The following is a 22,792-nucleotide window of genomic DNA, read 5'->3' on the forward strand; positions in this document are numbered from 1 at the left end:
GGGAGTCCCCCGGCGGGCCGCCTGTGCTGCGCGTTCTGTCCGGGTCAGCCGTCGGCGTCCGGCGACGGCAGGTAGCGGCCGGGCACCTCCGCCGGGGTGAGGATCTTCTTCTCACCCGGGTACGGCTTGGTGAACCCGTGGGTCAGGTACCACGTGTAGTGGTCCATCTGGTCGGGGTTGGCGCGGTCCGGCATCGGGTTCTGGTCGTTCTGGTGCTGCTGCCGGTTCCACGCGTCCCACAGGTTCGCGACGCCCTTCTCCCCCGCCGGTACCGCCGGGGTCGGCGACTGCGCCGGGGCCAGCGACGCCTTCGCCGTCGGGACGGGGTCGTCGCCGCAGGCCGGGGGCGTCTTGAGCCCGTAGGTCAGCGGGACGCGGTTCTGCACGGCGGTGAACGGCGTGTAGTCGGGCCGCCCGGTGAACGCGGTGTACATCGGGGTGGCCGCGCTGTCCTTCTGGTTCATCGGGCGGACCCCGAGGATCTGCTCGATGGTGCGGACCACCGTGATCTGCGAGTAGTAGTGGCTGTCGACCTTGCCGTGGTTGGCGTAGGGGCTGATGACCTGCACCGGTCCGCGCGCTCCGTCGACGTGGTCGACCCCGTCCTGGGTGTCGTCCTCGATGACGAAGATCGCGCTGTCCTTCCAGTACTTGCTGTGCGAGATGTGGTCGACGATCCGGCCCACCGCGAGGTCGTTGTCGGCGACCTGCGCGATCGGGTTGGGCGCGCCGCCGGTGTGGTCGCTGGAGAGCCAGAACATGTTGAGGGAGGCCGGGCCCTCGGCGTCGAAGTGGCGCTTCCAGATCTCGTACCGGTAGATGTCGGGGATGTTGGTGTCGAACTTCGGGTAGTCGTGCGCCGTCACGTCGTTCAGCGACGGGATCGGCGACGACGAGTCGGTCTTGATGGCCGTGTTCTGGCCGGTGTCCGCCATCGTCCTCGCGTCGCAGTAGAACTGCTGCCAGGTCGCGCCGGACGGCTTGGTCTCGAACTGCAGGAACTCGCCGTAGTTCTTCACGCTGCCGCCCGCCGCCTGGACGCCGCTCCACAGCGTGCCGGACCGCTGGTGGCCGAGCGCGTCGTCCTCGGTGTCGTAGCTGCGCGTGTACAGGCCGGCGCCCGACTCGGTGTACTCCGGGTTGTCGGACTGCATGAGCCAGTTGTGGCCCTCAGCGGAGTTGGTGCCGACGTCGTAGGCGTTGTCGTACAGCCCGAACTGGCGGGCCAGCGCGTGCTGGTTCGGCGTCGCGTTCTCGCCGAACTGCGCGAGCGACGGGTCGCCGTTGCCGCGCTTGTCGTCGCCGAACACCTGGTCGTAGGAGCGGTTCTCCTTGACGAGCAGGAAGACGTGCTTGATGGTCGACGGGTCGCCGAGCCGGACCGGGACCGGCACGGCCTTCGCCCGGCCGCCGGTGCGCAGCCCGATCAGCGACGCGGCGTCCCAGCCGTTCTGCTGGAACACCCTGGCGGTGTAGGCCCGGACGATGCGGTCGTCCGGCAGCTTGAACCGCAGCAGGGAGCCGGTCGAGTCGTGGGTGTTGTGGCCGGTCGCCGGCGACGTGCCGGCGCCCTTGTCGATGGTGCGGGTGGGGCCGCGCTCGCCGATGCCGCGCAGGTTGGTGACGACCACCTGCCCGCCGACGGTCGTCACGTTCTCCGGGAAGTAGTCCGTCGGCAGCAGGCCGACGTACCCGACCGGCTCCTTGGGGCTCTTGTACCGGTAGACGGCGAGGGCGTTGGCGCGGCCGAGGGTGACCAGCAGCCGGCCGTCGGCGGTGAGGGTGACGCCGTCGGGCTCGTACCCGACCTTGGCCCCGGGCCAGGGCTGGGTCGTGATGGTCTGGACGACGGCGTCCTTCGAGGTGTCGACGACGGAGACGGTGTCGCTGCCGGTGTTGGCGACGAACAGCACCCCGTTCGCGGCGTGCAGCGCGGTCGGGTGCAGCCCCACGTCGATCGACTTGACCGAGCCGCCCGAGCCGCCCAGGTCGATGACGCTGACCGTCCCGGTGGTGACGGCGCCCGTCTTCGGGTCGGCGGGGACCTGGGTGCCGTAGGAGTTGAGCGTCTGGTCGCCGTCCTTCGCGGGACGCCCGCCCTCGTTGCTGACGTAGAGCTTGCCGCCGACCAGGGCGAGGTCGCGTGGAGCGTTCCCGACGGTCCAGCTCTGCTTGATCGTCCCCGTGGCCGGGTCCAGCGCGACGACGCGGTTCTGGCCGTTGACGGCGGTGTACAGGGTGGCGCCGTCGGCGGAGAACACCGCCTGGGCGGGCAGCGGGTGCTTCGAGCCGTCGTTCGGGATCGTGACGAACGTCGGGGCGCCGACGGTGCCGTCGGCGTTCACCGGGAACCGGTCGAAGCCGTTGACCTGCGGCATCCAGAGGGTCCTGCCGTCCGGGGAGTAGGTCGGCCCCTCCTGCCCGACGTTGTTGTTGCTGATCTTCAGGTCCGCGTCGGCGGCGGTGCCCGCCTGCTGGAGGACCTTGTAGTCCTTCAGGTCGACGATCGTCAGGGCGATCGACCGGTCGGTGGTCAGGGCCGCGAGGTACCGGCCGTCCGGGCTGACCGTCGAGGACAGCAGCTTCCCGTTGTCGACGAGCAGCCGGTCGCCGAGCGGCTTGTTGAACTGGTCGCTGGCGAGCAGCGTGCCGAGGCCGGTCGTGTCGCCGACCTTGTGGGTGCCGAACGCGTGCGTCGACGCGTAGGCGACACCTCCGCTCGCCGCGATGGCCAGCGCGGCCGTACCGGCCGCGACGATCCGGACCCGGCGGCCGCCGAGCCGCCGGAACACCCCGGAGCGGTTCTCCGCGGGGCTCCGGCGTTGACGTGTGACGTGCATGGACTAACCCTTCTGAGCACTGGCGGGGCTTGCGAGCAGATCGACGTCGCCGTCGAACTGCCACAGGGGGTTGGGCGCATCCCCGCTCGAGGTGCGCACCTGGAAGTAGCCGTTCACCTCCTTCGGACCGTCGCCGTCGGCGACGTACCGCCCGTCCGCGGTGACGTCGAGCTGGTAGATGGCGGTGCCCGCGGACGCCACGCCGGGCAGGTGCCACGTCACGACGCACCGCCAGTCGTTGCCGGGCCCCTCGTCGGCGACGCGGTCGCCGCCCTTGTCGCAGGACGCGGTGGCCCTCAGCTGCGCCTCGGTGACGGCGGGACGGTGCAGCTCGCGGGTCTGCAGCCGGTAGAGGTGCGCGTACGAGGTGGCGAGGGACCGCTCGAGCTTCACCCGCTCGATCCCCGATCCGTGCGCCGGGGTCGTCCAGGCGATCACCGCGACGGTGAGGACGGTGAGGCCGGCCAGCGGCAGCACCCCGCTCACGGTGACGCGGCGCCCCGACCCGTCGTAGGCCAGGTCGGTGAAGTCGCGGCGCATGAACAGCCGGTAGGCCAGCGCGGTCGCGGCGGCCGCCCACACAAGGCCGACCGCGACGCCGATGAGCAGCGGGCGGGTCTGCGCGGGGTCGGTGAACAAGCCGCGCCAGGCGAGGAACGCCTCGCTGGGGAGGGCCATCCGCACGGCGACCGGCAGCGGGAGCATTTGCGCGAGCTGCAGCCCGACGGCGAGGAGCGCGGGCATCAGCAGCCCCATCGGCGAGCGGCCGAGGGCCACCGAGCCGAGCAGCCCGACCGCCGCGAACGCCAGCGTCGGCGCGAGCGCGCAGCACCACGCGATCAGCACCGTCGTGGCCGCGTCCGCCGAGGACAGCATGTGGCCGTCGAGGCCGGCGAGCGGGTGGCCGCCGACGGCGGCCAGCCCCCCGGCGATGCCCGAGGCGGCCAGCCCGGCGGTCATCGCCAGGATCACGGTGAGGCTCGCGAGGGCCTTCGCCACGAAGATCCGGCGCGGGGAGCGGACCGCGACGAGCAGGTGGCGCCAGGTGCCGAGCCGGTCCTCGGCGGCGAACACGTCGCCCGCGACGAGCGACGTCAGCAGCGGCAGCGCCCAGCTGCACGAGAAGCCCAGCACCACCAGCGACCCCGCCCAGCCGGACGCGTGCATCCAGCGGCCGAAGACCGTGTCGGCCGGGAGCGAGGTCTGCAGGCTCACCGCGGCCACGAACGCGGCTGGACCGATCCAGCACACCGCGAGCACCAGCCGGATCCGCCACTGGGACAGCAGCTTGACCAGCTCGAAGCGGTAGCCGCGCGGCAGCGGCGCGGGACGGGCCTCGTCAGCGGCGGGCCCGGCGGGGGCAGCGGTGGCGGTCATCGGGGGTCCTCCTCGGTCTCGCCGGGCCCGGTCCCGGGCTCGGTCCCGATCCCGGTCAGCGCCAGGAAGGCGGCCTCCAGCGGCGGGACCACGGGCGCCAGCCCGCGCACCGCGACACCGGCTCCGACCAGCCGCACCACCAGGTCGTCGAGGGCCTCCACCGGCCCGCGGACGACGAGCACGCCGGCGTCCGCGCCGTCGCCCGGGCCGCGGACGATCCGCAGGCCGGGCGTCCCCTCCGCCACCTCGCGGGCCGCCGCCGGGTCGGAGGTCCGCAGCCGGTGGTCGAGGTCGCCGACCTCGGCGGCGAGCTTGCTCACCGGGCCCGAGAACACGACCCGCCCGGTCGAGAGGATCGTGACCTCCGGGCAGAGGGCGGCGAGGTCGTCCATCCGGTGGCTGGACATGACGACGGCGGCACCGTCCGCGGCGAGCCCGGTGATGACCCGGTGCACGTGCCGCTTGCCCGCAGGGTCGAGGCCGTTGGCGGGCTCGTCGATGACGAGCAGCCGCGGCCGGGTGAGCAGCGCGGCGGCCAGCCCGAGCCGCTGCCGCATCCCGAGCGAGAAGCCCCGCACCCGGTCGTCCGCGACGTCGGTGAGCCCCACCTGCTCCAGTGCCTCGCCGACACCGCCGGCGGAGTCGTGCCCGCGCAGCCTCGCGAGGGCGGTGAGGTTCTGCCGCGCGGTGAGCGAGGGGTAGAGGCCGGGCCCGTCCACGAAGCCCGCGACGCCGTCGGGGACGGCGAGCGTCCGGCCGACCTGCGTCCCGAGGATCTCCAGGCGGCCGCGGTCCGCGACCGCCAGGCCGAGCAGCAGGCCGAGCAGCGTCGTCTTGCCGGCGCCGTTCGGGCCCACCAGGCCGTGCACCTGCCCGGCCTCGACCTCCAGATCGACGTCGTCGAGCGCGACCACCTCGCCGAACGACTTCGTGATGCCGCGAGCCCGGACGGCCCTGCTTCTGCCCATGTCGGTTCCCGTCTTAGACGCCGCCGCAGGAACTTAGAGATCGCGGGTGGCGCCGACGGGGCGCGCAGCCGAACGGAGGGCGAATGATCGCGAACCCCCCGGGGCCGCTCCGTGCGAACAGCGACCGCGCCCGGGCCCCGTGCGCGCGACCGGCGTCACGCCCCGGCCACACCTGTCTCACCCGTGGCGGCGCGGGCGGTGGCCCGGCAGGCCGGCGAGCTACGATCCGTGACCGAGTCGTTCTCCAGGGTCATGATCGGGTGGCCGTAAGGCGGCGGGTGTGCGAGTCGGAACTCGGGCCGGACTGGTCCTCATGGCGTCGGCGCTGGTGGCGGGGGCGCCGGTCGTGACGGCGTCGGCGTCGACGTCGGTGGCGGCGCCGTCGGTGGCGGGCTACGACGCCTGCCCGCGCGGCCGGATGTGCATCTGGCACGACAGGAACGGCGGCGGAGCCCGCCTGTCCTTCGCGCACAAGGCGCGGGATCTCAGCGAGCTGGAGGGCGGGCTCAACGACCACGTCCTGTCGGCGTGGAACCGCACGGGGCGCCGCTGGTGCCTCTACGAGCACGCCCATTACAAGGGCGACAAGCGCGCCGCCGCGCGCGAGCCGCTGGTGGGCTCCAAGGGGAACACCACCGAGTTCGGTTACAAGATCAGCTCGTTGAAGCCCTGCTGAACCGGGCGGCCCGGACCGACGCGAGGGCCGTCGCGGCCCCCTCGGGGCCCGGAGCCCAGTATCCGATCGCCAGGCCGGCGAGTCCGGCGGCGGCGACCACGGCGAGGAGCCGGCGGGGACGCGGCATCGGGATCCTCTCCCTCCGGAGACGGCACGGCCCACGGTAGGAGCGGATCCCGGCCGCGGAGTGAACGCCGGAGGAATGCCGCAGAACACCTGTTCCGCGACTTGGTCTCGGCAGGTCGGCGGCCCCGCCGGGCATCCGGTTGGTAGAGGCTCACCCGGCGGGCGTTGCGCTCGGGACGGCCGAACGGTTCTCCGGCGTGTAGAGGCGGATGTCGTCGACCTTCGCCGTGCCCTCGTAGAAGTTCATGTGCGGGTCGCCGATCATGAACCGGTCCGGATAGGCGGAGCCGGCGGGCCAGGTACCGCGGTCGACGAGGGTGCCGCCGGGCCCCTTCCAGGTCCAGTCGGCGTCGTAGCGGCCGTCGTAGGCGTCGGACCTCTGGTTGTAGTGCCAGATCGGCTCGCCGTCCTGGACGAACTTCCGGGTGTACCGGAACGTCGCCCGGCCCACGTGCGCGAAGACGCCCGACATCTCCATCGTGTAGGCCCCGTTCCGCCGCTCGATCGCGAAGGTGTACGGGTTGTGCGGCAGCAGTTCCGGCCGCAGGTCGACCGTCGACACGATCGCGCCGCCTTTGACGAAGCCGCATTCGCTCTGCATCAGGTACTCGGTGCCGGGCATGGACGGATACCGGCGGTCGTCGGTCATGAAAATGGCGTTGACGCCGTTTCCGGTCCCGGCGGAGTACGGCTCGTACTGCCTGGTGGCGGGGTTGCAGTATTTGAGCCCGGAGCCTGTGTACTTGTACCTGTTGTAGCCGTCCATAGCGACCTTGCGGTGGCCGTGGACGAAGATGTTGTTGTGCGGCGCGACCCGCCGGTAATCCATGATCGACATGTAGTAGAAGCCGTTGGAGTCGGTGCGGGCGTCGGCCCATTGGCATTCGGGCCTGGAGAAGTCGCCGCCCGACGCCCACGGGAAGACGGTCTTGCAGCCTCCCGGCGCATAGCCGTTGATCCGGCCGTCGGGATAGTCCCATGAGCCATTGCGCTCGCCGCCGAAGTCGAGGCCGCGCAGCGTCATCTCGACGCGGTACTCGGAAGGCAGGTCGCGCGTCGAGCGGATGACGACGCCGCCGCGGTAGTCGGGTTCGTCGAGGTTCGCCACGCCGTGACCGGACGTGAGGGTCGGCGCACCGTCGGGACGGCCGTCGCCGTCGCGGTCCCGGGCGGCCAGTTCCGCGGTGAGCCAGCCCCGCCGGCCGAACGCGAAGGACTTGCGGTACGTGCGGACCTTGGCGAGCTGCGTCCGGAACGCCGGGCCGCCCACCGTGGCGAAGTACGCGCCGTCGTTGTCGTACATGTCGACGTCGTACGGGCTGCCAGGCCCGTCGTCGTCGGGCCTCCACGGCACCCGCGTGTCGTCCAGCCGCCGGTCGAAGGTCTCCGCGGCGACGAGGCGCCAGCCGGGCCGGTCGCCCGGCGGGCCGGTGCCCGCCCCGGCCGCCGCCGCGCCCGCCGGAACGGACAGGACGAGCGGGACCGCGAGCGCCAGGCCCGCACGAACGCGCCGCTTCATATCGCCGCCTCCCCCGCCGCGCCGCCCGGGCGCGGCGCTCGGCCGGTGTCAGGACGATCTTCGGTGACGGTAGGCCGGGGCCGCGCCCGCCGCCATGGCAAACATCGACAAAGTGGTATTGACCAGTCGCCATGATCGGACGTAGCGTGTGCGACGACGAGATCGGTTCCATGGAAGGGTGCAGACGTGCGGACTGGCGGTGAGGGCCGTAGCGGGAACACGAAGCGGCAGGCGGTCCGCCGCGAGCTGCTCGCCATGCTCGAGGACCTGGAGCCCGGTGACGCGCTGCCGTCCGAACGCCGGCTGGTCGAGGACCTCGGCGTCTCCCGGCCCACGTTACGGCAGGCCGTGGACGGCCTCGTCGCCGAAGGGCTGCTCGAACGGCGGCACGGAAGCGGCACCTACGTGGCCGAACCGCGGATCGCGGTGCCGCTCACCATGACCTCCTTCACCGAGGACATGATCCGGCGGGGGATGAAGCCGGGCGGCCGCGTGCTGTCGTTCCGCACGGAGACCGCGGGGGCGCGGATCGGCAGGCGGCTGGCCCTCCCGCCGACCGAAGAGGTGTTTACCATTCGGCGGCTGCGGCTGGCGGACGGCGCCACGATGGCGATCGAGACGCTCTACCTGCCCCGGGCGCTGATGCCCGGGCTGCGCCGGGACGTCCTGGAGGGCCGGTCGTTCTACGACCTGCTGCGCGGCGCCGGCATCGTGATCGCGTCGGGCACCGAGACGATCGAGCCGACCGTCACCACCCTGGAGGAGGCCGCCGAGCTGGGAGTTCCGGTGCACACGCCGGCGTTCCTGTTCGAGCGGGTGACGCGGGACGAGGACGGCCGGCCGCTGGAGTACGTCCGGTCCCTCTACCGGGGCGACCGGTACCGCCTCGAACTCGACCTCCGCCCCCCGTCCCACTGACCGCTCCCCCGGCGCGCCTGCGAACGCGGCCGGGGCACGACCGTCCATCAGCGCTGGCGGGGGCCGCAGCGCACGTTCCACCCTGAGAAGTGAGGCGACTTCACCATGGGCGTCATCAAGGACATCCTCACGTTCCTGGCGAACAACGTCTTCGGCCAGGTCCCGATCCTGATCGGGCTCATCACGCTCGCCGGGCTGATCCTGCAGCGCAAGCGGGCGGAGGACGTCGTCGCGGGCGCGCTGCGCGCCACGATCGGCGTGGTGATCCTTTTCATCGGCGTCGACGTGTTCACCGGCGGGCTCGCCAGCTTCCAGACGGTGCTGGCGAGCGCGATGGGCACGACGCCGCCGAAGGCCGACCACTCGCTCACCGACTTCCTGTCGAAGCAGGGCGGGACGATCGCGCTCGTGATCACGGTGGCGTTCCTCGCGCACGTGCTCATCGTGCGGCTCTTTCCCGCCGCCCGGTACCTGTACCTGACCGGCCACCTGATGTTCTGGATCAGCACGGTCACCGTCGCGTCGCTCGTCACGATCGCACCGGGCGCGAACCAGCTCACGCTCGTGCTGTGCGGGGCCGGGTTCGTCGCCGCGTACTGGACGCTGCAGCCGCTGTGGATGCGGCCGCTGATGCGCCGCGTCATGCCGGACGACCGCTTCGGGTACGCGCACACCAGCTCCCTGGCCTGCCTCATCACCGGCTACGCCGCCCGGCCGCTCGGCAGCCGCGACAAGCACGACACCGAGAAGCTGACGCTGCCCCGGCAGCTGTCGTTCTTCAAGGACGTGAACATCAGCACCGCGCTGATCATCTCGGTGATCATGCTGCTGGGGGTCGCGTTCGCCGACCACGGCGTGGTGACCAGGGCGGCCGCCGAGATGGACGACAAGCTGTCCCCATGGGTGTGGGGGCTGCTGGTCGGGCTGCGGTTCGCGGGCGGCATCGCGATCCTGCTGTACGGGGTCCGGATGTTCCTCGGCGAGATCGTCCCGGCGTTCAAGGGGTTCAGCGACCGGGTCATCCCGGGCACCCGGCCCGCGCTGGACGCGCCGACCGTCTTCCCCGTCGCGCCGACCGCGGTCATGCTCGGGTTCGTGACGTCCACGGTGGTGTTCCTGGCCTGCCTCGCGGTCTCCGCGGCGGCCGGCTGGTTCACCCTCGCCCCGCCCATGATCATGCTGTTCTTCGTCGGCGGCGCGGCCGGGCTTTTCGGCAACGTCGTGGCGGGCTGGCGCGGCGCCGTCCTCGGCGGCGTGATCTCCGGCCTGGTCCTCGCGGTCGGGCAGGGCTTCACCTGGGGCCTGTACGAGCGGACGGCGCCGGAGCTGTCCACGCTCGCCGACCCCGACTGGTACGCGATCGGCTGGCTGCTCAAGGCCACGGACCCGGTCGTCGGCAAGGGCTCGGTCTGGCTCGTGCCGGTCGTGGCGCTCGCCGCGACCGTGGTCACCCTGGTGCTGCTCGGCCGCGCCGACCGGCGCCGCGCGGCCGTCGAGGCAGAGACCGCGCCCGCCGACGCGGCGACCGCCAAGGCCTGACCGTGAAGGCCTGACCGCGAAGGCGTGAACGACCCACAACGGAGGGAACCGAGATGGCACTGGACAGGCGGCTGGAGGTCCTCGCGGTATGCGGGGTCGGGATGGGCTCCAGCCTGATGCTGAAGATGACCGCCGAGGACGCGCTCGGCGCGCTCGGCGTGGACGCCCGGGTCGAGAACACCGACGTGTCGTCCGCGCGGGGCATGTCCCCGGACGTGGTGATCGGGCAGGGCATGCACACCGGCGAGATCGCCGACCTCGCGCCCGTCGTCATCACGATCAGCGACTTCCTCGACAAGGACGGCCTGGCCGCGCAGCTGAAGGAGCGGCTGACCGAGCAGGGGTGGATGCCGTGACCGTCATCGCCGCGAACGACGACGTCGCCGCGCGGGACTGGCGCGAGGCCGTCCGGGAGGCGGCCTCCGCGCTGGTCGACGCGGGCGCCGCGGGCGACGGCTACCCGGCGGCGTGCGAGCGGGTCGTCGAGGAGCACGGCCCGTACATCGTGCTGGCCAAGGGCCTCGCGCTCGTCCACGCCCGTCCCGAGGACGGGGGGCTGGCCGTCGGCGTCGGCGTGACCCGGCTGGCCGCGCCGGTGGAGTTCGGGCATCCCGACAACGACCCGGTCGACCTGCTGCTGGCGTTCTGCACGCCGGACCCGGACGCGCACGTCGGCACGCTCTCCGCGCTGGCCCGGTCGCTGTCGGGCGGCCTGGCCGACCGGCTGCGCGCCGCGCCCGGCCGCGAGGATCTCGCCGGCGTCCTCAAGGAGGCCGTGCCCGATGCCTGACGCCGCGCGGCAGCGGCTCCCCGGCCGGGTGCGGGCCCTGCTCGACGACCTCGACGCCGCCTCCGGCGAGGCGATCGGCGCGGCGGCGGCGCTGCTCCTCGACGCGGTCCAGGCGGGCGGGATCGTGCACGTCGCCGGGGCCGGGCATTCGCTGGTGATGGTGTGCGAGACGTTCTACCGGGCCGGCGGGCTCGCCGCGGTCCGCCCGATCTGGGCGCCGGACGTGCTCCCGCTGGACGACGCCGTCCGCAGCACCCGCGCCGAACGGCGCACCGGCGTCGGCCGGGCCGTCGTCAAGGAGGCCGCGCCCGCCCCTCCGGACGTCGCGGTGGTGTTCTCCACCAGCGGCAGCAACCCGTACCCGGTCGAGATCGCCGAGGAGTGCGCGGCCCGGGACGTCCCGGTGGTCGCGGTGACCTCGGCCCGTGCCGCGAGCGGCGCCGCCGCCCGGGCCGCGACCGTGCTCGCCGACCACGCCGCGATCGTGGTGGACACCCGGGTGCCGCCCGGGGACGTCCTGCACCCGCCGGAGGCGCCGCGGACCGCCGCGGTCTCCACGATCCTCGCCGCCTACGCGTGGTCGCGGATCCTCGCCGACCTGGACGACCTCGCCGCCGCGCGCGGCGTGGAGGCGCCCCGGTGGACGAGCGCGAACGTGCCGGGCGGCGACGAGCGGAACACCGCGCTCATCGAGCGGTACCGGCACCGCGTCCCCGAACTGACCGGCGGCCAGTGACCGGCGGCGCGTGAGGGGCGGCGCCCGCGCTGCCGGCTAGCCCGCGGGGAGGCCGGCGCGGTCGGGGACGGTGCGAGGCAGCTCCTGCAGCCAGGACGCCAGGTCGTCCGGCCACCAGCGGCCGGGCGACAGCCGTCCGAGCTCGGCGGCGACCCGCGGCGGCGAGGACGGCGCCGGGACGACGCGGGCGGGCGCGGCGCCGGCCAGCACGCCCAGCCACCAGTGCCGCACCGTCTCGGGCAGCTCCTCGGGGTCGAGGACGACGTAGTAGTCGGGGAGCTGGACGCGGTCCGCGCGCAGCGCGGCGAGGGCCTCCTCGACGGCGACCTCCAGCGGGCCGGGCGCGGACACCCCGTCGAAGAAGGCGGTCCAGGCGTCCCGGACGGCGGCGAGCGGGTCGTCGTCGTGCACCACGTAGGTGCCGCCGGCGCGGCCCACCAGCGCGGCGAACTCGGCGTGCGGGGCGTCGCCGCGGACGAGGGCGCGGACGTTGTGCAGCCCGTCCAGCCCGGCGACCACGTCCCCGGCCCGCTCCCCCGCCACGACGACCACGGTGCTGCTCGATCGGCGCATGCCCGGAGTCTATGATGCGGGGCATATCGGACCAGTTCAGAGGAGCGAGATGACCACCAGGCCGACCGAGGACGATCTTCTCGCCGTGTTCACCAGGGCGGACCTCGGCAAGGACGAGCGGCTCGACCTGATGGAGTTCACGCTCGTCCTGGAGCACCTCGGGCTCGCGTGGACGCGCGCGGAGACGCAGGACCGGTTCGAGAAGGCCGACGCCAACCTCGACGGGTTCATCTCCTACGCCGAGTACCGGGCCATCCTGGAGGAGCAGGGCTGGGCCTGACCCCGGACCGCGAACGGAAACGGAACGGGCCCGCCGGGCGTACCGGCGGGCCCGTTCCGTTCGCGCCGGTCAGACCCGGCGGCCGCGCATCTCGCGGTACCTGCGGACGAGCGCCGCGGTGGACGCGTCGGGCGCGTCCGTAGGCGGCTCTTCGGAGGTGAGCGCCGGCGCGAGGTCCTGCGCCATCACCTTGCCGAGCTCGACGCCCCACTGGTCGAAGGAGTCGATGCCCCAGATCGACCCCTCGACGAACACGATGTGCTCGTAGAGGGCGACCAGCTCGCCGAGCGTCTTCGGGGTCAGCTTCGGGACCAGGATCGTGCTGGTCGGCCGGTTGCCCGGCATCACCTTGTGCGGCACGACCGCGGCGGGCGTCCCCTCGGCGGCGATCTCGTCGGCGGTCTTGCCGAACGCCAGCGCGGACGTCTGCGCGAGCAGGTTCGCGGTGAGCAGGTCGTGCATGCCCGCCCGGTCCTCGAACGGCTCGGCGAACCCGATGAAGTCGGCCGGGACCAGCCGGGTGCCCTGGTGCAGCAGCTGGTAGAAGGCGTGCTGGCCGTTGGTGCCGGGCTCGCCCCAGAAGATCTCGCCGGTCTGCGCCACGACCGGCGCGCCGTCGGCCCGCACCGACTTGCCGTTGGACTCCATCGTCAGCTGCTGGAGGTAGGCGGGGAAGCGCGACAGCCGCTGGCTGTAGGGCAGCACCGCGCGGGTCTGCGCGCCGAAGAAGTCGGTGTACCAGACGCCGAGCAGGCCCATCAGCACCGGCATGTTCGCCTCGAACGGCGCGGTGCGGAAGTGCTCGTCGATCACGCGGAAGCCGGCCAGCATCTCCCGGAACGCCTCGCCGCCGATCGCGATCATCAGCGACAGGCCGATCGCGCCGTCGAAGGAGTACCGGCCGCCGACCCAGTCCCAGAACCCGAACATGTTGTCGGTGTCGATGCCGAAGTCCGCGACGCGCTCGGCGTTGGTCGACACCGCGACGAAGTGCCGGGAGACGGCCTTGCCGTCGCCGAGGGCGTCGATCAGCCACTGCCGCGCGACCTTGGCGTTGGTGAGGGTCTCCAGGGTGCCGAACGTCTTGGAGCTGATGACGAACAGCGTCTGCTCGGCGTCGAGCCCAGCGAGCTTGCCGACGATGTCGGCCGGGTCGATGTTGGAGACGAACCGGCAGGAGATCCCCGCGTCCACGTAGTCGTGCAGCGCCTCGTAGGCCATCGCGGGGCCGAGGTCGGAGCCGCCGATGCCGATGTTGACGACGGTGGTGATCCGCTTGCCGGTGAACCCGGTCCACTCCCCCGAGCGGACGCGTTCGGCGAACCGGGACATCCTGTCCAGGACGGCGTGCACGTCGGCGGCGACGTCCTGGCCGTCCACCGTCAGCGCCTCCCCCGGCGGCAGCCGCAGCGCGGTGTGCAGGACGGCGCGGTCCTCGCTGACGTTGATGTGCTCCCCGGAGAACATCGCCGCGATCCGGTCGCGCAGCCCGGCCCGCTCCGCCAGCGCCACGAGCAGCCCCAGCGTCTCGGCGGTCGCCCGGTGCTTGGAGTAGTCCAGGCAGAGGTCCCCGGCGGTCACGGTCATGCGCTCGACGCGCCCCGGGTCCTCGGCGAACAACTCGCGCAGGTTCCGGCCCGCCAGCGCCGCCTGGTGCTCGGCCAGCGCCGTCCACTCGGGCGCCTCGGTGATATCAGCCATTGCCTCTCTCATCTCCTCGGCGGGACCGGGCGAGCGCCGACGGCCCCCGGGCGCTCCGCCGTCCCCCACGGCGATCATAGGTCGGCGGCGCGCGGCGCTCGCACCGCTCTCCCCAACCGCGGAGTGTTCCCACCCGGATGACCGATACGTCCGGCCGCGCGGATAAGGTCGGCGCCGTACGCGGCCCGACGGGCTCCGGACCGGTTCATGGGGAGGGTTCATGGGCGACGCCCCGCGGGACATGGCGCGGCTGTTCGAGCTGACGGCGCTCGGCGGCGACGTCTTCGTGGCGGACTCCCCGTCGGTGGGACGGCCCCGGCTGTTCGGCGGCCAGGTCGCCGGGCAGGCGCTGCGGGCCGCCTGCCGCACCGCGGACGGGCGGCCGCCGCACTCGCTGCACGCCTACTTCATCCGTCCGGGCGCCCCGGAGGAGCCGCTGCGGTTCGAGGTGGCCCGCACCCGCGACGGGCGCTCGTTCTCCACCCGGCACGTCACCGCGAGCCAGGGCGGCAAGCCGATCCTGGAGCTGATCGCCTCGTTCCACGACCCGGAGGACGGCTTCGACTGGCAGCCGCCCGGCCCGTCCGGGACGCCGGCTCCGGAGGGTCTGCCGGAGCCGACGCTGCCGGGGTTCTTCAAGCATCCGATCGGGTTCGAGATCCGCGTGGTTAACCCGCCGGGCGAGGGCGAGTTCCCGATGCCGCACCCGTTCTGGATCCGCGCGGACCGGCCGGTCGGCGACGACCCGGCGCTGCACGCGTGCCTGCTGGCCTACCTGTCCGACATGGGGGTGGTGAGCAGCGCCCGCGCGCCCGGCTCCCCGAAGCGGCTCGTCACGGCCGTCACGCTGGACCACGCGATGTGGTTCCACCGTCCGCCGCGCGTGGACCAGTGGCTGCTCTACTCGGTGGAGCCGGTGACGAACCACGGCGCGCGGGGCCTCGCGCGCGGAACGCTCCACACGGCGGACGGCACGCTCGTCGCGTCCATCGCCCAGGAGGCCCTTCTCCGCCCCGCCACCGGCTGACCACCGCGAAAACCACCGGAAACCGACGCCGGTGGCCGGTACCGTCACCGCACATGGGTGCCCGCGCCAACTTCGTCCTGATCGACAACGGCGGCATACGCCTGCACTACTCCCACTGGGGAGCCGACGTGGTGTGCTCGGCCCTGGCCGCGGGCCCGGGCCCGGCCGCCCGGTTCATCGCCGCGCAGCACCGCTGCGACGACCCGGAGCGCGACTGGATGAACGACGCCTGGGCCGAGGGCGGTGCCGTTGTCGACCGAACGACCCGGCGGCTGGTGTTCTACGGCGACCAGCTGATGCTGGAACTGCCGTGCAAGCGGGCCTTCCTGGCGCTGCTGGAGCCGATGTGGCCGGGCTGGACGGTCCGCTGGGCCTACGACGGCATCGGCGACCTCGCCGCGGCGGCCGGCCTCGACCGGTCGGCCGTCCGCGCCCCCGACGAGGAGGAGCGGCTCCTGCCGGCGGAGACCGACACCGACCTCGACGGGGAGGTCCACCTCCTCACCGTCCGGACGCCGGAGGGGTGCGTCGCCTACCCGCTCGGGTGGTACGTGCACACCGCCTGGCAGGGCCCCGCCCTGCTGGACCGGCTGCCCGCCGGGGGGCTCCCCCGGCTGGACCTGCCGGAGATCCCGTCCGGCGGCCTGCACGTGGACACCGGCGCACGGACGGCGGGCGTCTGGATCCAGGGGTCCTGCAAGGGCCTGGTGCCCGCGCTCGGCGGGCTGTGGCCGGGATGGCGCGTGGAGTTCTGGGAGGACCGCTACGAGGAGCAGCTCGCCCGCTGCGGCGGGGCGGTCACCGCTCCCGGCGCGGACCTCGCCGCCGCCTTGGACGAGGTCGTCGCCACGCTCGGCGCGCGGCGCGGCGACGACCCGGCGCGGCGGATGCTCGACTTCGCCCGCGAGGTCGCCGGGGAGCGGCGGGTCGAGCTGAACCCGCTCTTCACCGCGCACCGTCCGGTCGACGCCTCGCCCGCCGAATGGGAGGCCGTGCTCCGCGCCGCCGCCGGCGTGCGCGCCCGGCTGGCTGCGGCGCCGTGACCGGGCCGGCGGCCGGGCCGGTCAGGCCTCGGCCGCGACCAGGCCGGGGAACGGCTCGGCGGCGGGGACGGTCGCGGCGGTGGCCGGACGGGTGCGGCGGACGCGGGCGAAGCCGTAGGCGGCGGCGAGCGCGACCGCCAGGCAGACGGTCCCGGCCAGCATGAGCGCGGTGCGGGGCCCGAGGGTGTCGCAGAGCGCGCCGAGCGCGGGGCCGCCGACCGCGCCGGACGCGGCGCCGACCATGCCCTGCGCGGCGATGACGCGGCCGCGCAGGTGGCCGGGGCTGTCCAGCTGGACGCGGGTGGCGACGGTGGTGTCCAGGACGACGGCGCCGGCCGCGATCGGCAGCATCGCGGCGCCGAACAGCGGCAGGGACGGCGCGAAGCCGCTGAGCAGCTGGCCGGCGGAGCAGATCGTCGCGGTGATCAGCAGCAGCCGGAGCGGGAGCCGGGTGCGGGACGCGGCGTACACGCCGCCGAGGACGGTCCCGACGGCGAAGAGCACCGACAGGGCGCCGTAGCCGCCGGCGCCGCCGTGCAGCGGCCCCTCGCTCATCGCCGCCATCGTCACCTGGTAGTTGCGGCCGAGGCTGCCGAGCGCGAAGGCGAGCCCGAACATGATCAGCAGCCGGGGGTTGCCGAGGACGTACCGGAACCCGGCCACGATGCCGCGCTCGCCCGGCTTCGCGGGCGGCAGCACGTGCAGCTCCTTCGTGCGCATCAGCGCGATGGCCAGCAGCACGCCGAGGAAGCTCACCGCGTTCGCGGCGAACGCGCCGGGCACGCCCGCCAGCGGGATGATCACGCCGGCGAGGCTCATGCCGAGGATCCGGCCGCCGGAGCTCAGCACCGAGCCGAGCGCCAGGCCGTTGGACAGGTCCTCGGGGCCGACGACCTCGGCGCCGAACCGGCCGAGCGCGGGCGAGGTCATCGCGGTGACCATGCCGGACGCCAGCGAGATCGCGTACAGGCCGCCGGTGCCGGACGGGTCGCCAGCGGCGATCACCGCGAGCACGGTCGACAGCGCGGCCTGCGCGATCTGCCCGGCGGCGACGACGTAGCGGGCGGGGAGCCGGTCGGCGATCACGCCGCCCCACGGGCCGAGCAGCATGGTCGGCAGCGCCTGCAGGACCAGGCCGAGCCCGACGCTGGTGGCCGAGTGGGTGATGGACAGGATGAGCCAGTTCATCGCCAGGACCTGCATCCACGTCCCGGTGATCGAGACGAAGTCCGCGGTGGCCCACAGCCGGTAGTTGTGATGGCGCATCGAGCGCAGCATCACCGGGATCGCCAAGGTCCTCTCCCCTTCAAAGGCAGTGTCAAAGGGGGTTAAACGCCACCGGTTCCGTGGAACGTTCCGGTCAAGAGAAGTGTATGAGGCATGTCACGTTTGCCCAGCTCAGCACCAGGAAACGGACACTGGCCCGCAGCCCCCGCCGCACGGGGGTTCCGGCGCGGCGCGGCCGCCCGGGCGCCGTGTTTCCCGGGAGGGCGCACGGGCACGTCCCGGGGGACACGCGGACACCCAGGGAGCATCCGGACATGACCACGATCGCCACCACGAACCCCGCGACCGGGCACGTGGAGAAGACCTTCGACGAGCTGGCCGACGAGGAGGTCGACCGGCGCATCGGACGGGCCGCCGAGACGTTCGCCGCGTACCGCACGACCGACCTCGGGCGGCGGGCGGAGTGGATGAACGCCGCCGCCCGGATCCTGGACGACGAGGCCGGGCAGATCGGCGCGATGCTCACCACCGAGATGGGCAAGACCCTCAAGGCCGCGATCGCGGAGGCACAGAAGTGCGCGAAGGCGTGCCGGTACTACGCCGAGCACGCCGCGGAGTTCCTCGCCGACCGCCCCGCCGATCCCGAGGCCGTGGGCGCCCGCGACGCCTACGTCCACTACCAGCCGCTCGGGCCGGTGCTGGCGGTGATGCCGTGGAACTTCCCGCTCTGGCAGGTGATCCGGTTCGCCGCGCCCGGGCTGATGGCTGGCAACGTGGGCCTGCTCAAGCACTCCTCGAACGTCCCGCAGACGGCGCTGTTCCTGGAGGACCTGTTCCGCCGCGCCGGGTTCCCCGAGGGCGCGTTCCAGACCCTGCTGATCGGGTCGGCGAAGGTCGAGCGGGTGCTGCGCGACCCGCGGGTCAAGGCGGCCACGCTGACCGGCAGCGAACCGGCGGGGCGGTCCGTCGCCGCGATCGCCGGCGACGAGATCAAGCCGACGGTGCTGGAGCTCGGCGGCAGCGACCCGTTCGTCGTGATGCCGTCGGCCGACATCGCGGCGGCCGCGGAGGCGGCGGCCACCTCCCGGTGCCTGAACAACGGGCAGAGCTGCATCTCCGCCAAGCGGTTCATCGTCGACGGCGGCTGCGCCGACGAGTTCGAGCGGCTGTTCGTGGAGAACATGCGGGCCCTGAAGGTCGGCGACCCGATGGACGAGGACACCGACGTCGGCCCCCTGGTCAGCGAGCAGGGCCGCGCCGACGTCGAGGAGCTGGTAGCGGACGCGGTCGGCAAGGGGGCGGCCGTCCTGTGCGGCGGCGAGCGCCCGGACCGCCCCGGCTGGTACTACCCGCCCACGGTGATCGGCGGGGTGACGCGGGACATGCGGATGTTCCACGAGGAGGTCTTCGGGCCGGTGGCGTCGCTGTTCCGCGTCGACGGGGCGGACGAGGCGATCGCGCTGGCCAACGCCACCGGCTTCGGCCTCGGGTCCAACGCCTGGACGCGCGACCCGGCCGAGCGGGAGCTGTTCGTCCGCGAGCTGGACGCGGGGCAGGTCTTCGTGAACGGGATGACCACGTCGTATCCGGAGCTGCCGTTCGGCGGCGTCAAGCGGTCCGGGTACGGGCGGGAGCTGTCCTCGCAGGGCATGCACGCGTTCTGCAACGCCAAGACCGTGTGGGCGGCTTGATCGTCGAGGGCTAGGCTGGCCGCGGAGGTGGCGCGATGACGCAGATCGAGCCGGGCGCGGTCGTGGTACGCGGGGACGAGGCCGAGACCATCGGGGACGTGCCCGCGGCGGTGCGGCTGCTCGCGGACTCCAGCAGCACCGGCGGCGCGCTCAGCACGCAGCGGGTGACGCTGGCCGAGGGCGGGAACGGCGCGACGCCGCACTACCACGCCGGGTCCACGGAGCTGTTCTACATGCTGGGCGGCACCGCGCAGATCCTGGCCGGCGAGCAGGTCCTGGAGGCCGGCGAGGGCGACCTCGTCGTCGTGCCGCCGGGGATGGCGCACGCGTTCGCCGCCCCGCCCGGCAGCACCGCGGACCTGCTGATCGTCATCACGCCGGGCGTCGAGCGGTTCGAGTACTTCCGGCTGCTCGGCCGGCTCGGCAGGGGCGAGGCGACGCTGGAGGAGCTGCTGGAGTCGCAGGAACGGTTCGACAACCACTTCCTCGACAGCCCCGAGTGGACCAAGGCCCGCTCCTGAGCCGCGGCTCCTGACTCAGGGCACGACGCGGAACGTCGTGCGGGCGGGGGCGCCGCCGGTGCGGGCGGCGAAGGTGTGCACGCCGAGCGGCAACGGTCCCGCGACGAACTCGTGGGCCTGGTTCACCGCGTAGTTGAAGGTGCCCATGTGGTCGACGACGGGGCCGGGACGCGCGCCGTAGGCGTCCAGGCTCACCTGGACCTGGTCCCCCGGCCGCCAGCCCGTCCCGTGGACCACGAACACCGTCACGCCGTCGCCCTGCGGCTGGTTGACCACGATCCTCGGATTCCCGGTGGGACGGTCCCCGGCGCCGCCCAGCGGGGCCGGGGGTTCCGCCGCCCGGCCGACGGGGGGCCGTCCCTCGGCGGGGTCCGCCCCGGCCGAGCCGCCGCCCGACCAGAACGTCCGGGCCAGCAGCGCGCCGACGCCGATCAGCACGATCGCGCTCACCGAGGCGATCGTGTTGCGCGGCTCGCGGAAGAACGTCCGCGCGGAGGAGACCGACGACCGGCCGTCCCGCACGCCTCCGATGACCACCGGCGGACGCTCCGGGACCGCCGCCGGGCCCTCCGGCCGCGGCGCGGGGCCGGCGGGGGCCGGTTCGCCGACCGGGAGCCGCGGCCCCTCGGCGTAGTCCCTGACCAGGTTCAGCGCCGTCCCCGACAGGCCCGGCTCGGCCCGCCCGTGGCGCAGGTAGTCCGACACCGACGCCAGCACGTCGCCGGGCGACGGCCGCCGCGCCGGGTCGCGCGCCAGGCAGCCGCGCACCAGCGTCTCCAGCTCGACGGCGAGCCCGGAGAGGTCGGGCGGCAGGGTGGCGAGCTGCGCCATCAGCTCGAGCGCGCCCTCGCCCCGGTAGGGGCCGTGGCCGGTCGCCGCGTACAGCAGGGTCGCGCCGAGCGCGTAGACGTCGCTCGCGGCCGTCACGACCCGCGACCCCTGCGCCTGCTCGGGCGCCATGAACGCGGGGGTGCCGACCGCGACGCGGCTGAGCGTCACCCGGGCCCGCTCCCGCGCGTGCGCCAGCCCGAAGTCGATGACGCGCGGCCCGTCGGCGCACACCAGCACGTTGGACGGCTTGAGGTCGCGGTGGACGAGGCCCGCCGCGTGGATCGACTCGAGCGCCTCCGCGCATCCGCCCGCCAGCCACCGCACCGCCGCGACGGGCAGCGGCCCCGCCTCCGCGACCAGCAGCTCCAGCGAGGGCGCCGGGACGTACGCCGTGGCCAGCCAGGGCACCTCGGCGTCCGGGTCGGCGTTCACGACCGAGGCGGTGTAGACCCCGCTGACCCGCCGGGCCGCCGCGGCCTCGTGCGCGAACCGGGTGCGGAAGTCGGCCTCGCGGGCCAGCTCGGCGCGGATCGTCTTGACCGCGACGAGCCGCCCCGCCGCGGAACGGCCCAGGTAGACGCGGCCCATGGAGCCCGACCCGAGCCGGCCGAGGAGCGTGTACGGCCCCGTGGAGACGGGGTCGCCCGCCTCCAGCGGGCCGAGCGGCGCGTCGCGCCTGACCATGTCGCCTCCCCCGGCCGCCTGCTCACATGGTGCACAACGCGGGCGTCCTGTGGCCGCCGCGGGCGCGAAGCGTCCGATGGCGGCCATGGGCGGGCCCGCGCGGGTCGGGTCCGGAACGGGTCAGGCGCTCTTGTGGGCCTCCGCCTCGCGCCGCACCTCGTCCATGTCGAGGGCGCGGGCCTGCGCGATGAGGTCCTCGAGGGCCTCCTCGGGCAGCGCGCCCGGCTGGGAGTACAGCACCACGCGGTCCCGGACGACCATCAGCGTCGGGATCGAGCTGATCTGGAAGGCCGCGGCGAGGTCCTGCTCGGCCTCGGTGTCGACCTTGGTGAACACCACGTCGGGGTGCCGCTCCGACACCCGCTCGTAGACCGGGGCGAACTGGCGGCACGGCCCGCACCAGGACGCCCAGAAGTCGACCAGCACCATGCCGTCGCCGCCGACCGTCTCGTCGAACGTCTCGCGCGTCAGGGCCTTCGTTGCCATCACCGTTCTCCTCTCAGGGGCCTTACGGCTACGGCAACACCGGCCCGGGCGGTGCGATTCCCCGCGGGGCGCGCGGGCGCGGCGGCCCGGCGATTACGGCCGTCCGGGCCTGTCGGAGCGCCGTGTAAGCGAGACGAAATCGGTGTTCATTACGGTCCGGGACGAGGCTCATCCCGTCCTGGAAGGCGGCTCATGTCGGGTACAAGAGTCCTGGTAAGAGCGAGCGATGCGGGGATCACCGCCACGGGGGCACCGGGCGTCCCGGAGGGCGCGGCGCGGCCGGCCGTCCGCTTCGAGGTGCTCGGGGCGCTGCGGGTGCGCGGCGCGGCCGGGCCCGTCCCGCTCGGCACCCCGAAGACGCGCGGGCTGCTGGCGGCGCTGCTGTGCGGCGCGAACCGGCCCGTGGCGCTGGAGACGCTGGTCGACGGCCTGTGGGGCGAGGAGCCCCCGAAGTCGGCCACGAAGAACATCCAGTCGTACGTGCACCGGCTGCGCCGCGCGCTCGGCGACCCGGACCGCATCCTGCGGACGGGGCCGGGCTACCTGCTGCGGGTGCGGCCGGGCGAGCTGGACGCGCACGCCTTCGAGCGGCTCGTCCGGGAGGGCGGCGCGGCGGCGCGGGAGGGCGACGACGCCCGCGCGGCCCGGCTGCTGCGCGACGCGGCGGTGGCCTGGCGCGGCGAGGACGCCTACGCGGGCGTGCCGGACGTCCCGCTGGTGCGGGCCGAGGCGCAGCGGCTCGCCGAGGCCCGGTTCGGGGCGCTGCGCGACCGGATCGACGCGGAGCTGCGGCTCGGCCGGCACGCGGCGCTCGTGCCGGAGCTGTCCGCGCTGACGGCGCGGCACCCGCTGCGCGAGGAGCTGTGGGCGCGGCTGATGACGGCGCTGTACCGGTCCGGGCGGCGGGCGGACGCGCTGCGCGCGTTCGGCGACGCGCGCCGCGTGCTGGCCGAGGAGGCGGGCCTGGACCCCGGCCCGGGCCTGCGGGAGCTGCAGCGGGCGATCCTCGCGGGCGACCCGGCGCTCGCGCCGCCCGCGCGCCCGGCGGAGATCCTCGAGCGGTTCATGCGGGCGCTGGACGCGGACCTGCCGGCGGCGGACGCCGAGCGGGCCGCGCTGTGCCACAGCATCCTCGCCGGCCGCCGGCTCATCGCCGCGCTCGACGACGCGGCCGGCGAGCTGCTGCGCGCCCTGGACGCACGCTGACGCGGCGCCCGGCCCGGACGTGGGCCGGGCGCC

General features: G+C 73.9%; 22 protein-coding genes. 12 read left to right on the forward strand and 10 right to left on the reverse strand.

Going from position 1 to position 22,792, the window contains the following annotated elements; all coding sequences use genetic code 11:
* Window positions 1–44: 44 nt before the first annotated feature.
* From F9B16_RS23660 to F9B16_RS23670, 3 genes are read right to left on the reverse strand one after another with little or no spacing between them, the layout of a single operon-like run.
* A complete protein-coding gene (locus F9B16_RS23660; protein ID WP_151542304.1) occupies window positions 45–2,840 on the reverse strand; it encodes an alkaline phosphatase family protein in 2,796 nt (931 codons plus the stop codon).
* A gap of 3 nt (window positions 2,841–2,843) precedes the next feature.
* Window positions 2,844–4,217 carry an ABC transporter permease gene (locus F9B16_RS23665; RefSeq protein WP_151542305.1) on the reverse strand — a complete coding sequence of 458 codons (1,374 nt, stop codon included), beginning with the start codon at window positions 4,215–4,217 and terminating at the stop codon, window positions 2,844–2,846.
* Window positions 4,214–5,185 (reverse strand): ABC transporter ATP-binding protein, encoded by a 972-nt coding sequence (locus tag F9B16_RS23670; RefSeq protein WP_151542306.1) that lies wholly within the window; start codon window positions 5,183–5,185, stop codon window positions 4,214–4,216. Before F9B16_RS23670 ends, F9B16_RS23665 begins: the two co-directional genes overlap by 4 nt.
* A 280-nt stretch (window positions 5,186–5,465) precedes the next feature.
* On the opposite strand from F9B16_RS23670, the gene F9B16_RS23675 reads away from it, so the two are divergent.
* Window positions 5,466–5,861 carry a peptidase inhibitor family I36 protein gene (locus F9B16_RS23675; protein WP_151542307.1) on the forward strand — a complete coding sequence of 132 codons (396 nt, stop codon included), beginning with the start codon at window positions 5,466–5,468 and terminating at the stop codon, window positions 5,859–5,861.
* On the opposite strand, the gene F9B16_RS51095 is transcribed toward F9B16_RS23675, so the two are convergent.
* Both F9B16_RS51095 and F9B16_RS23680 read right to left on the reverse strand, forming a co-directional pair.
* Window positions 5,839–5,988, reverse strand: a complete 150-nt coding sequence (locus F9B16_RS51095; RefSeq protein WP_192808957.1) for a hypothetical protein — start codon at window positions 5,986–5,988, stop codon at window positions 5,839–5,841. The genes F9B16_RS23675 and F9B16_RS51095 overlap by 23 nt on opposite strands.
* A gap of 150 nt (window positions 5,989–6,138) precedes the next feature.
* Complete coding sequence (locus F9B16_RS23680; RefSeq protein WP_151542308.1) at window positions 6,139–7,506, reverse strand: hypothetical protein; 1,368 nt, start codon at window positions 7,504–7,506, stop codon at window positions 6,139–6,141.
* A gap of 186 nt (window positions 7,507–7,692) precedes the next feature.
* Between F9B16_RS23680 and F9B16_RS53660 the strand changes: the two genes are divergently transcribed.
* The 5 genes from F9B16_RS53660 to F9B16_RS23705 all read left to right on the forward strand — a co-directional run bounded on the left by F9B16_RS53660 (window position 7,693) and on the right by F9B16_RS23705 (window position 11,489).
* Window positions 7,693–8,424, forward strand: coding sequence for a GntR family transcriptional regulator (locus F9B16_RS53660; RefSeq protein ID WP_264159771.1), 732 nt, complete (start codon window positions 7,693–7,695; stop codon window positions 8,422–8,424).
* A gap of 105 nt (window positions 8,425–8,529) precedes the next feature.
* The gene (locus F9B16_RS23690; RefSeq protein ID WP_151542309.1) at window positions 8,530–9,963 is read left to right on the forward strand and encodes a PTS ascorbate transporter subunit IIC; all 1,434 of its coding nucleotides are present in this window, start codon (window positions 8,530–8,532) and stop codon (window positions 9,961–9,963) included.
* A 53-nt stretch (window positions 9,964–10,016) separates the two neighbouring features.
* Complete coding sequence (locus tag F9B16_RS23695; protein ID WP_192808958.1) at window positions 10,017–10,319, forward strand: PTS sugar transporter subunit IIB; 303 nt, start codon at window positions 10,017–10,019, stop codon at window positions 10,317–10,319.
* A complete protein-coding gene (locus tag F9B16_RS23700; RefSeq protein WP_225991892.1) occupies window positions 10,316–10,753 on the forward strand; it encodes a PTS sugar transporter subunit IIA in 438 nt (145 codons plus the stop codon). The genes F9B16_RS23695 and F9B16_RS23700 overlap by 4 nt, the downstream gene beginning before the upstream one ends.
* Window positions 10,746–11,489 carry a sugar isomerase domain-containing protein gene (locus tag F9B16_RS23705; RefSeq protein WP_151542311.1) on the forward strand — a complete coding sequence of 248 codons (744 nt, stop codon included), beginning with the start codon at window positions 10,746–10,748 and terminating at the stop codon, window positions 11,487–11,489. The genes F9B16_RS23700 and F9B16_RS23705 overlap by 8 nt, the downstream gene beginning before the upstream one ends.
* Before the next feature lie 36 nt (window positions 11,490–11,525).
* Here the strand turns inward: F9B16_RS23705 and F9B16_RS23710 are convergent, their stop codons facing one another.
* On the reverse strand, window positions 11,526–12,062 hold the full coding sequence (locus tag F9B16_RS23710; RefSeq protein ID WP_151542312.1) for a hypothetical protein: 537 nt from the start codon (window positions 12,060–12,062) through the stop codon (window positions 11,526–11,528).
* A gap of 49 nt (window positions 12,063–12,111) precedes the next feature.
* On the opposite strand from F9B16_RS23710, the gene F9B16_RS23715 reads away from it, so the two are divergent.
* Window positions 12,112–12,342, forward strand: a complete 231-nt coding sequence (locus F9B16_RS23715; RefSeq protein ID WP_151542313.1) for an EF-hand domain-containing protein — start codon at window positions 12,112–12,114, stop codon at window positions 12,340–12,342.
* A 69-nt stretch (window positions 12,343–12,411) separates the two neighbouring features.
* Here F9B16_RS23715 and pgi read toward each other — a convergent pair whose 3' ends face one another.
* On the reverse strand, window positions 12,412–14,043 hold the full coding sequence (pgi, locus tag F9B16_RS23720; RefSeq protein ID WP_151542314.1) for a glucose-6-phosphate isomerase: 1,632 nt from the start codon (window positions 14,041–14,043) through the stop codon (window positions 12,412–12,414).
* 220 nt (window positions 14,044–14,263) lie between these two features.
* Between pgi and F9B16_RS23725 the strand changes: the two genes are divergently transcribed.
* Together F9B16_RS23725 and F9B16_RS23730 are read left to right on the forward strand one after the other, a co-directional pair.
* Window positions 14,264–15,070 (forward strand): acyl-CoA thioesterase, encoded by an 807-nt coding sequence (locus F9B16_RS23725; protein WP_151542315.1) that lies wholly within the window; start codon window positions 14,264–14,266, stop codon window positions 15,068–15,070.
* 53 nt (window positions 15,071–15,123) lie between these two features.
* Complete coding sequence (locus F9B16_RS23730; RefSeq protein WP_151542316.1) at window positions 15,124–16,113, forward strand: hypothetical protein; 990 nt, start codon at window positions 15,124–15,126, stop codon at window positions 16,111–16,113.
* A gap of 21 nt (window positions 16,114–16,134) precedes the next feature.
* Here the strand turns inward: F9B16_RS23730 and F9B16_RS23735 are convergent, their stop codons facing one another.
* Window positions 16,135–17,406: an MFS transporter gene (locus F9B16_RS23735; protein WP_151542317.1), complete on the reverse strand. Its 1,272-nt coding sequence runs from the start codon at window positions 17,404–17,406 to the stop codon at window positions 16,135–16,137.
* 248 nt (window positions 17,407–17,654) lie between these two features.
* On the opposite strand from F9B16_RS23735, the gene F9B16_RS23740 reads away from it, so the two are divergent.
* Both F9B16_RS23740 and F9B16_RS23745 read left to right on the forward strand, forming a co-directional pair.
* Complete coding sequence (locus tag F9B16_RS23740; RefSeq protein ID WP_192808959.1) at window positions 17,655–19,031, forward strand: NADP-dependent succinic semialdehyde dehydrogenase; 1,377 nt, start codon at window positions 17,655–17,657, stop codon at window positions 19,029–19,031.
* Between the two features lie 35 nt (window positions 19,032–19,066).
* A complete protein-coding gene (locus F9B16_RS23745; RefSeq protein ID WP_151542319.1) occupies window positions 19,067–19,552 on the forward strand; it encodes a cupin domain-containing protein in 486 nt (161 codons plus the stop codon).
* Window positions 19,553–19,567: 15 nt separating this feature from the next.
* Here F9B16_RS23745 and F9B16_RS52840 read toward each other — a convergent pair whose 3' ends face one another.
* Together F9B16_RS52840 and trxA are read right to left on the reverse strand one after the other, a co-directional pair.
* Entirely contained in the window at window positions 19,568–21,067 is a 1,500-nt protein-coding gene (locus F9B16_RS52840; protein ID WP_225991893.1) for a serine/threonine-protein kinase, read from the reverse strand.
* Window positions 21,068–21,187: 120 nt separating this feature from the next.
* Window positions 21,188–21,553, reverse strand: a complete 366-nt coding sequence (trxA, locus tag F9B16_RS23755) for a thioredoxin (protein ID WP_151542320.1) — start codon at window positions 21,551–21,553, stop codon at window positions 21,188–21,190.
* A 192-nt stretch (window positions 21,554–21,745) separates the two neighbouring features.
* Here trxA and F9B16_RS23760 point away from each other — a divergent pair, with 192 nt between their 5' ends.
* Complete coding sequence (locus F9B16_RS23760; protein WP_151542321.1) at window positions 21,746–22,759, forward strand: AfsR/SARP family transcriptional regulator; 1,014 nt, start codon at window positions 21,746–21,748, stop codon at window positions 22,757–22,759.
* The last annotated feature ends 33 nt before the right edge of the window (window positions 22,760–22,792 follow it).

Origin of the sequence: Actinomadura montaniterrae, assembly GCF_008923365.1 — a bacterium.
GTDB lineage: Bacteria > Actinomycetota > Actinomycetes > Streptosporangiales > Streptosporangiaceae > Spirillospora > Spirillospora montaniterrae.

What these genes read in the sequence shown, in the direction of transcription:
- F9B16_RS23660 (WP_151542304.1), bottom strand. Translation starts at nt 2,840, where the DNA reads ATGCACGTCACACGTCAACGCCGGAGCCCCGCGGAGAACCGCTCCGGG.
- F9B16_RS23665 (WP_151542305.1), bottom strand. Translation starts at nt 4,217, where the DNA reads ATGACCGCCACCGCTGCCCCCGCCGGGCCCGCCGCTGACGAGGCCCGT.
- F9B16_RS23670 (WP_151542306.1), bottom strand. Translation starts at nt 5,185, where the DNA reads ATGGGCAGAAGCAGGGCCGTCCGGGCTCGCGGCATCACGAAGTCGTTC.
- F9B16_RS51095 (WP_192808957.1), bottom strand. Translation starts at nt 5,988, where the DNA reads ATGCCGCGTCCCCGCCGGCTCCTCGCCGTGGTCGCCGCCGCCGGACTC.
- F9B16_RS23680 (WP_151542308.1), bottom strand. Translation starts at nt 7,506, where the DNA reads ATGAAGCGGCGCGTTCGTGCGGGCCTGGCGCTCGCGGTCCCGCTCGTC.
- F9B16_RS23690 (WP_151542309.1), top strand. Translation starts at nt 8,530, where the DNA reads ATGGGCGTCATCAAGGACATCCTCACGTTCCTGGCGAACAACGTCTTC.
- F9B16_RS23695 (WP_192808958.1), top strand. Translation starts at nt 10,017, where the DNA reads ATGGCACTGGACAGGCGGCTGGAGGTCCTCGCGGTATGCGGGGTCGGG.
- F9B16_RS23705 (WP_151542311.1), top strand. Translation starts at nt 10,746, where the DNA reads ATGCCTGACGCCGCGCGGCAGCGGCTCCCCGGCCGGGTGCGGGCCCTG.
- F9B16_RS23710 (WP_151542312.1), bottom strand. Translation starts at nt 12,062, where the DNA reads ATGCGCCGATCGAGCAGCACCGTGGTCGTCGTGGCGGGGGAGCGGGCC.
- F9B16_RS23715 (WP_151542313.1), top strand. Translation starts at nt 12,112, where the DNA reads ATGACCACCAGGCCGACCGAGGACGATCTTCTCGCCGTGTTCACCAGG.
- pgi (WP_151542314.1), bottom strand. Translation starts at nt 14,043, where the DNA reads ATGGCTGATATCACCGAGGCGCCCGAGTGGACGGCGCTGGCCGAGCAC.
- F9B16_RS23725 (WP_151542315.1), top strand. Translation starts at nt 14,264, where the DNA reads ATGGGCGACGCCCCGCGGGACATGGCGCGGCTGTTCGAGCTGACGGCG.
- F9B16_RS23730 (WP_151542316.1), top strand. Translation starts at nt 15,124, where the DNA reads ATGGGTGCCCGCGCCAACTTCGTCCTGATCGACAACGGCGGCATACGC.
- F9B16_RS23740 (WP_192808959.1), top strand. Translation starts at nt 17,655, where the DNA reads ATGACCACGATCGCCACCACGAACCCCGCGACCGGGCACGTGGAGAAG.
- F9B16_RS23745 (WP_151542319.1), top strand. Translation starts at nt 19,067, where the DNA reads ATGACGCAGATCGAGCCGGGCGCGGTCGTGGTACGCGGGGACGAGGCC.
- F9B16_RS52840 (WP_225991893.1), bottom strand. Translation starts at nt 21,067, where the DNA reads ATGGTCAGGCGCGACGCGCCGCTCGGCCCGCTGGAGGCGGGCGACCCC.
- trxA (WP_151542320.1), bottom strand. Translation starts at nt 21,553, where the DNA reads ATGGCAACGAAGGCCCTGACGCGCGAGACGTTCGACGAGACGGTCGGC.
- F9B16_RS23760 (WP_151542321.1), top strand. Translation starts at nt 21,746, where the DNA reads ATGTCGGGTACAAGAGTCCTGGTAAGAGCGAGCGATGCGGGGATCACC.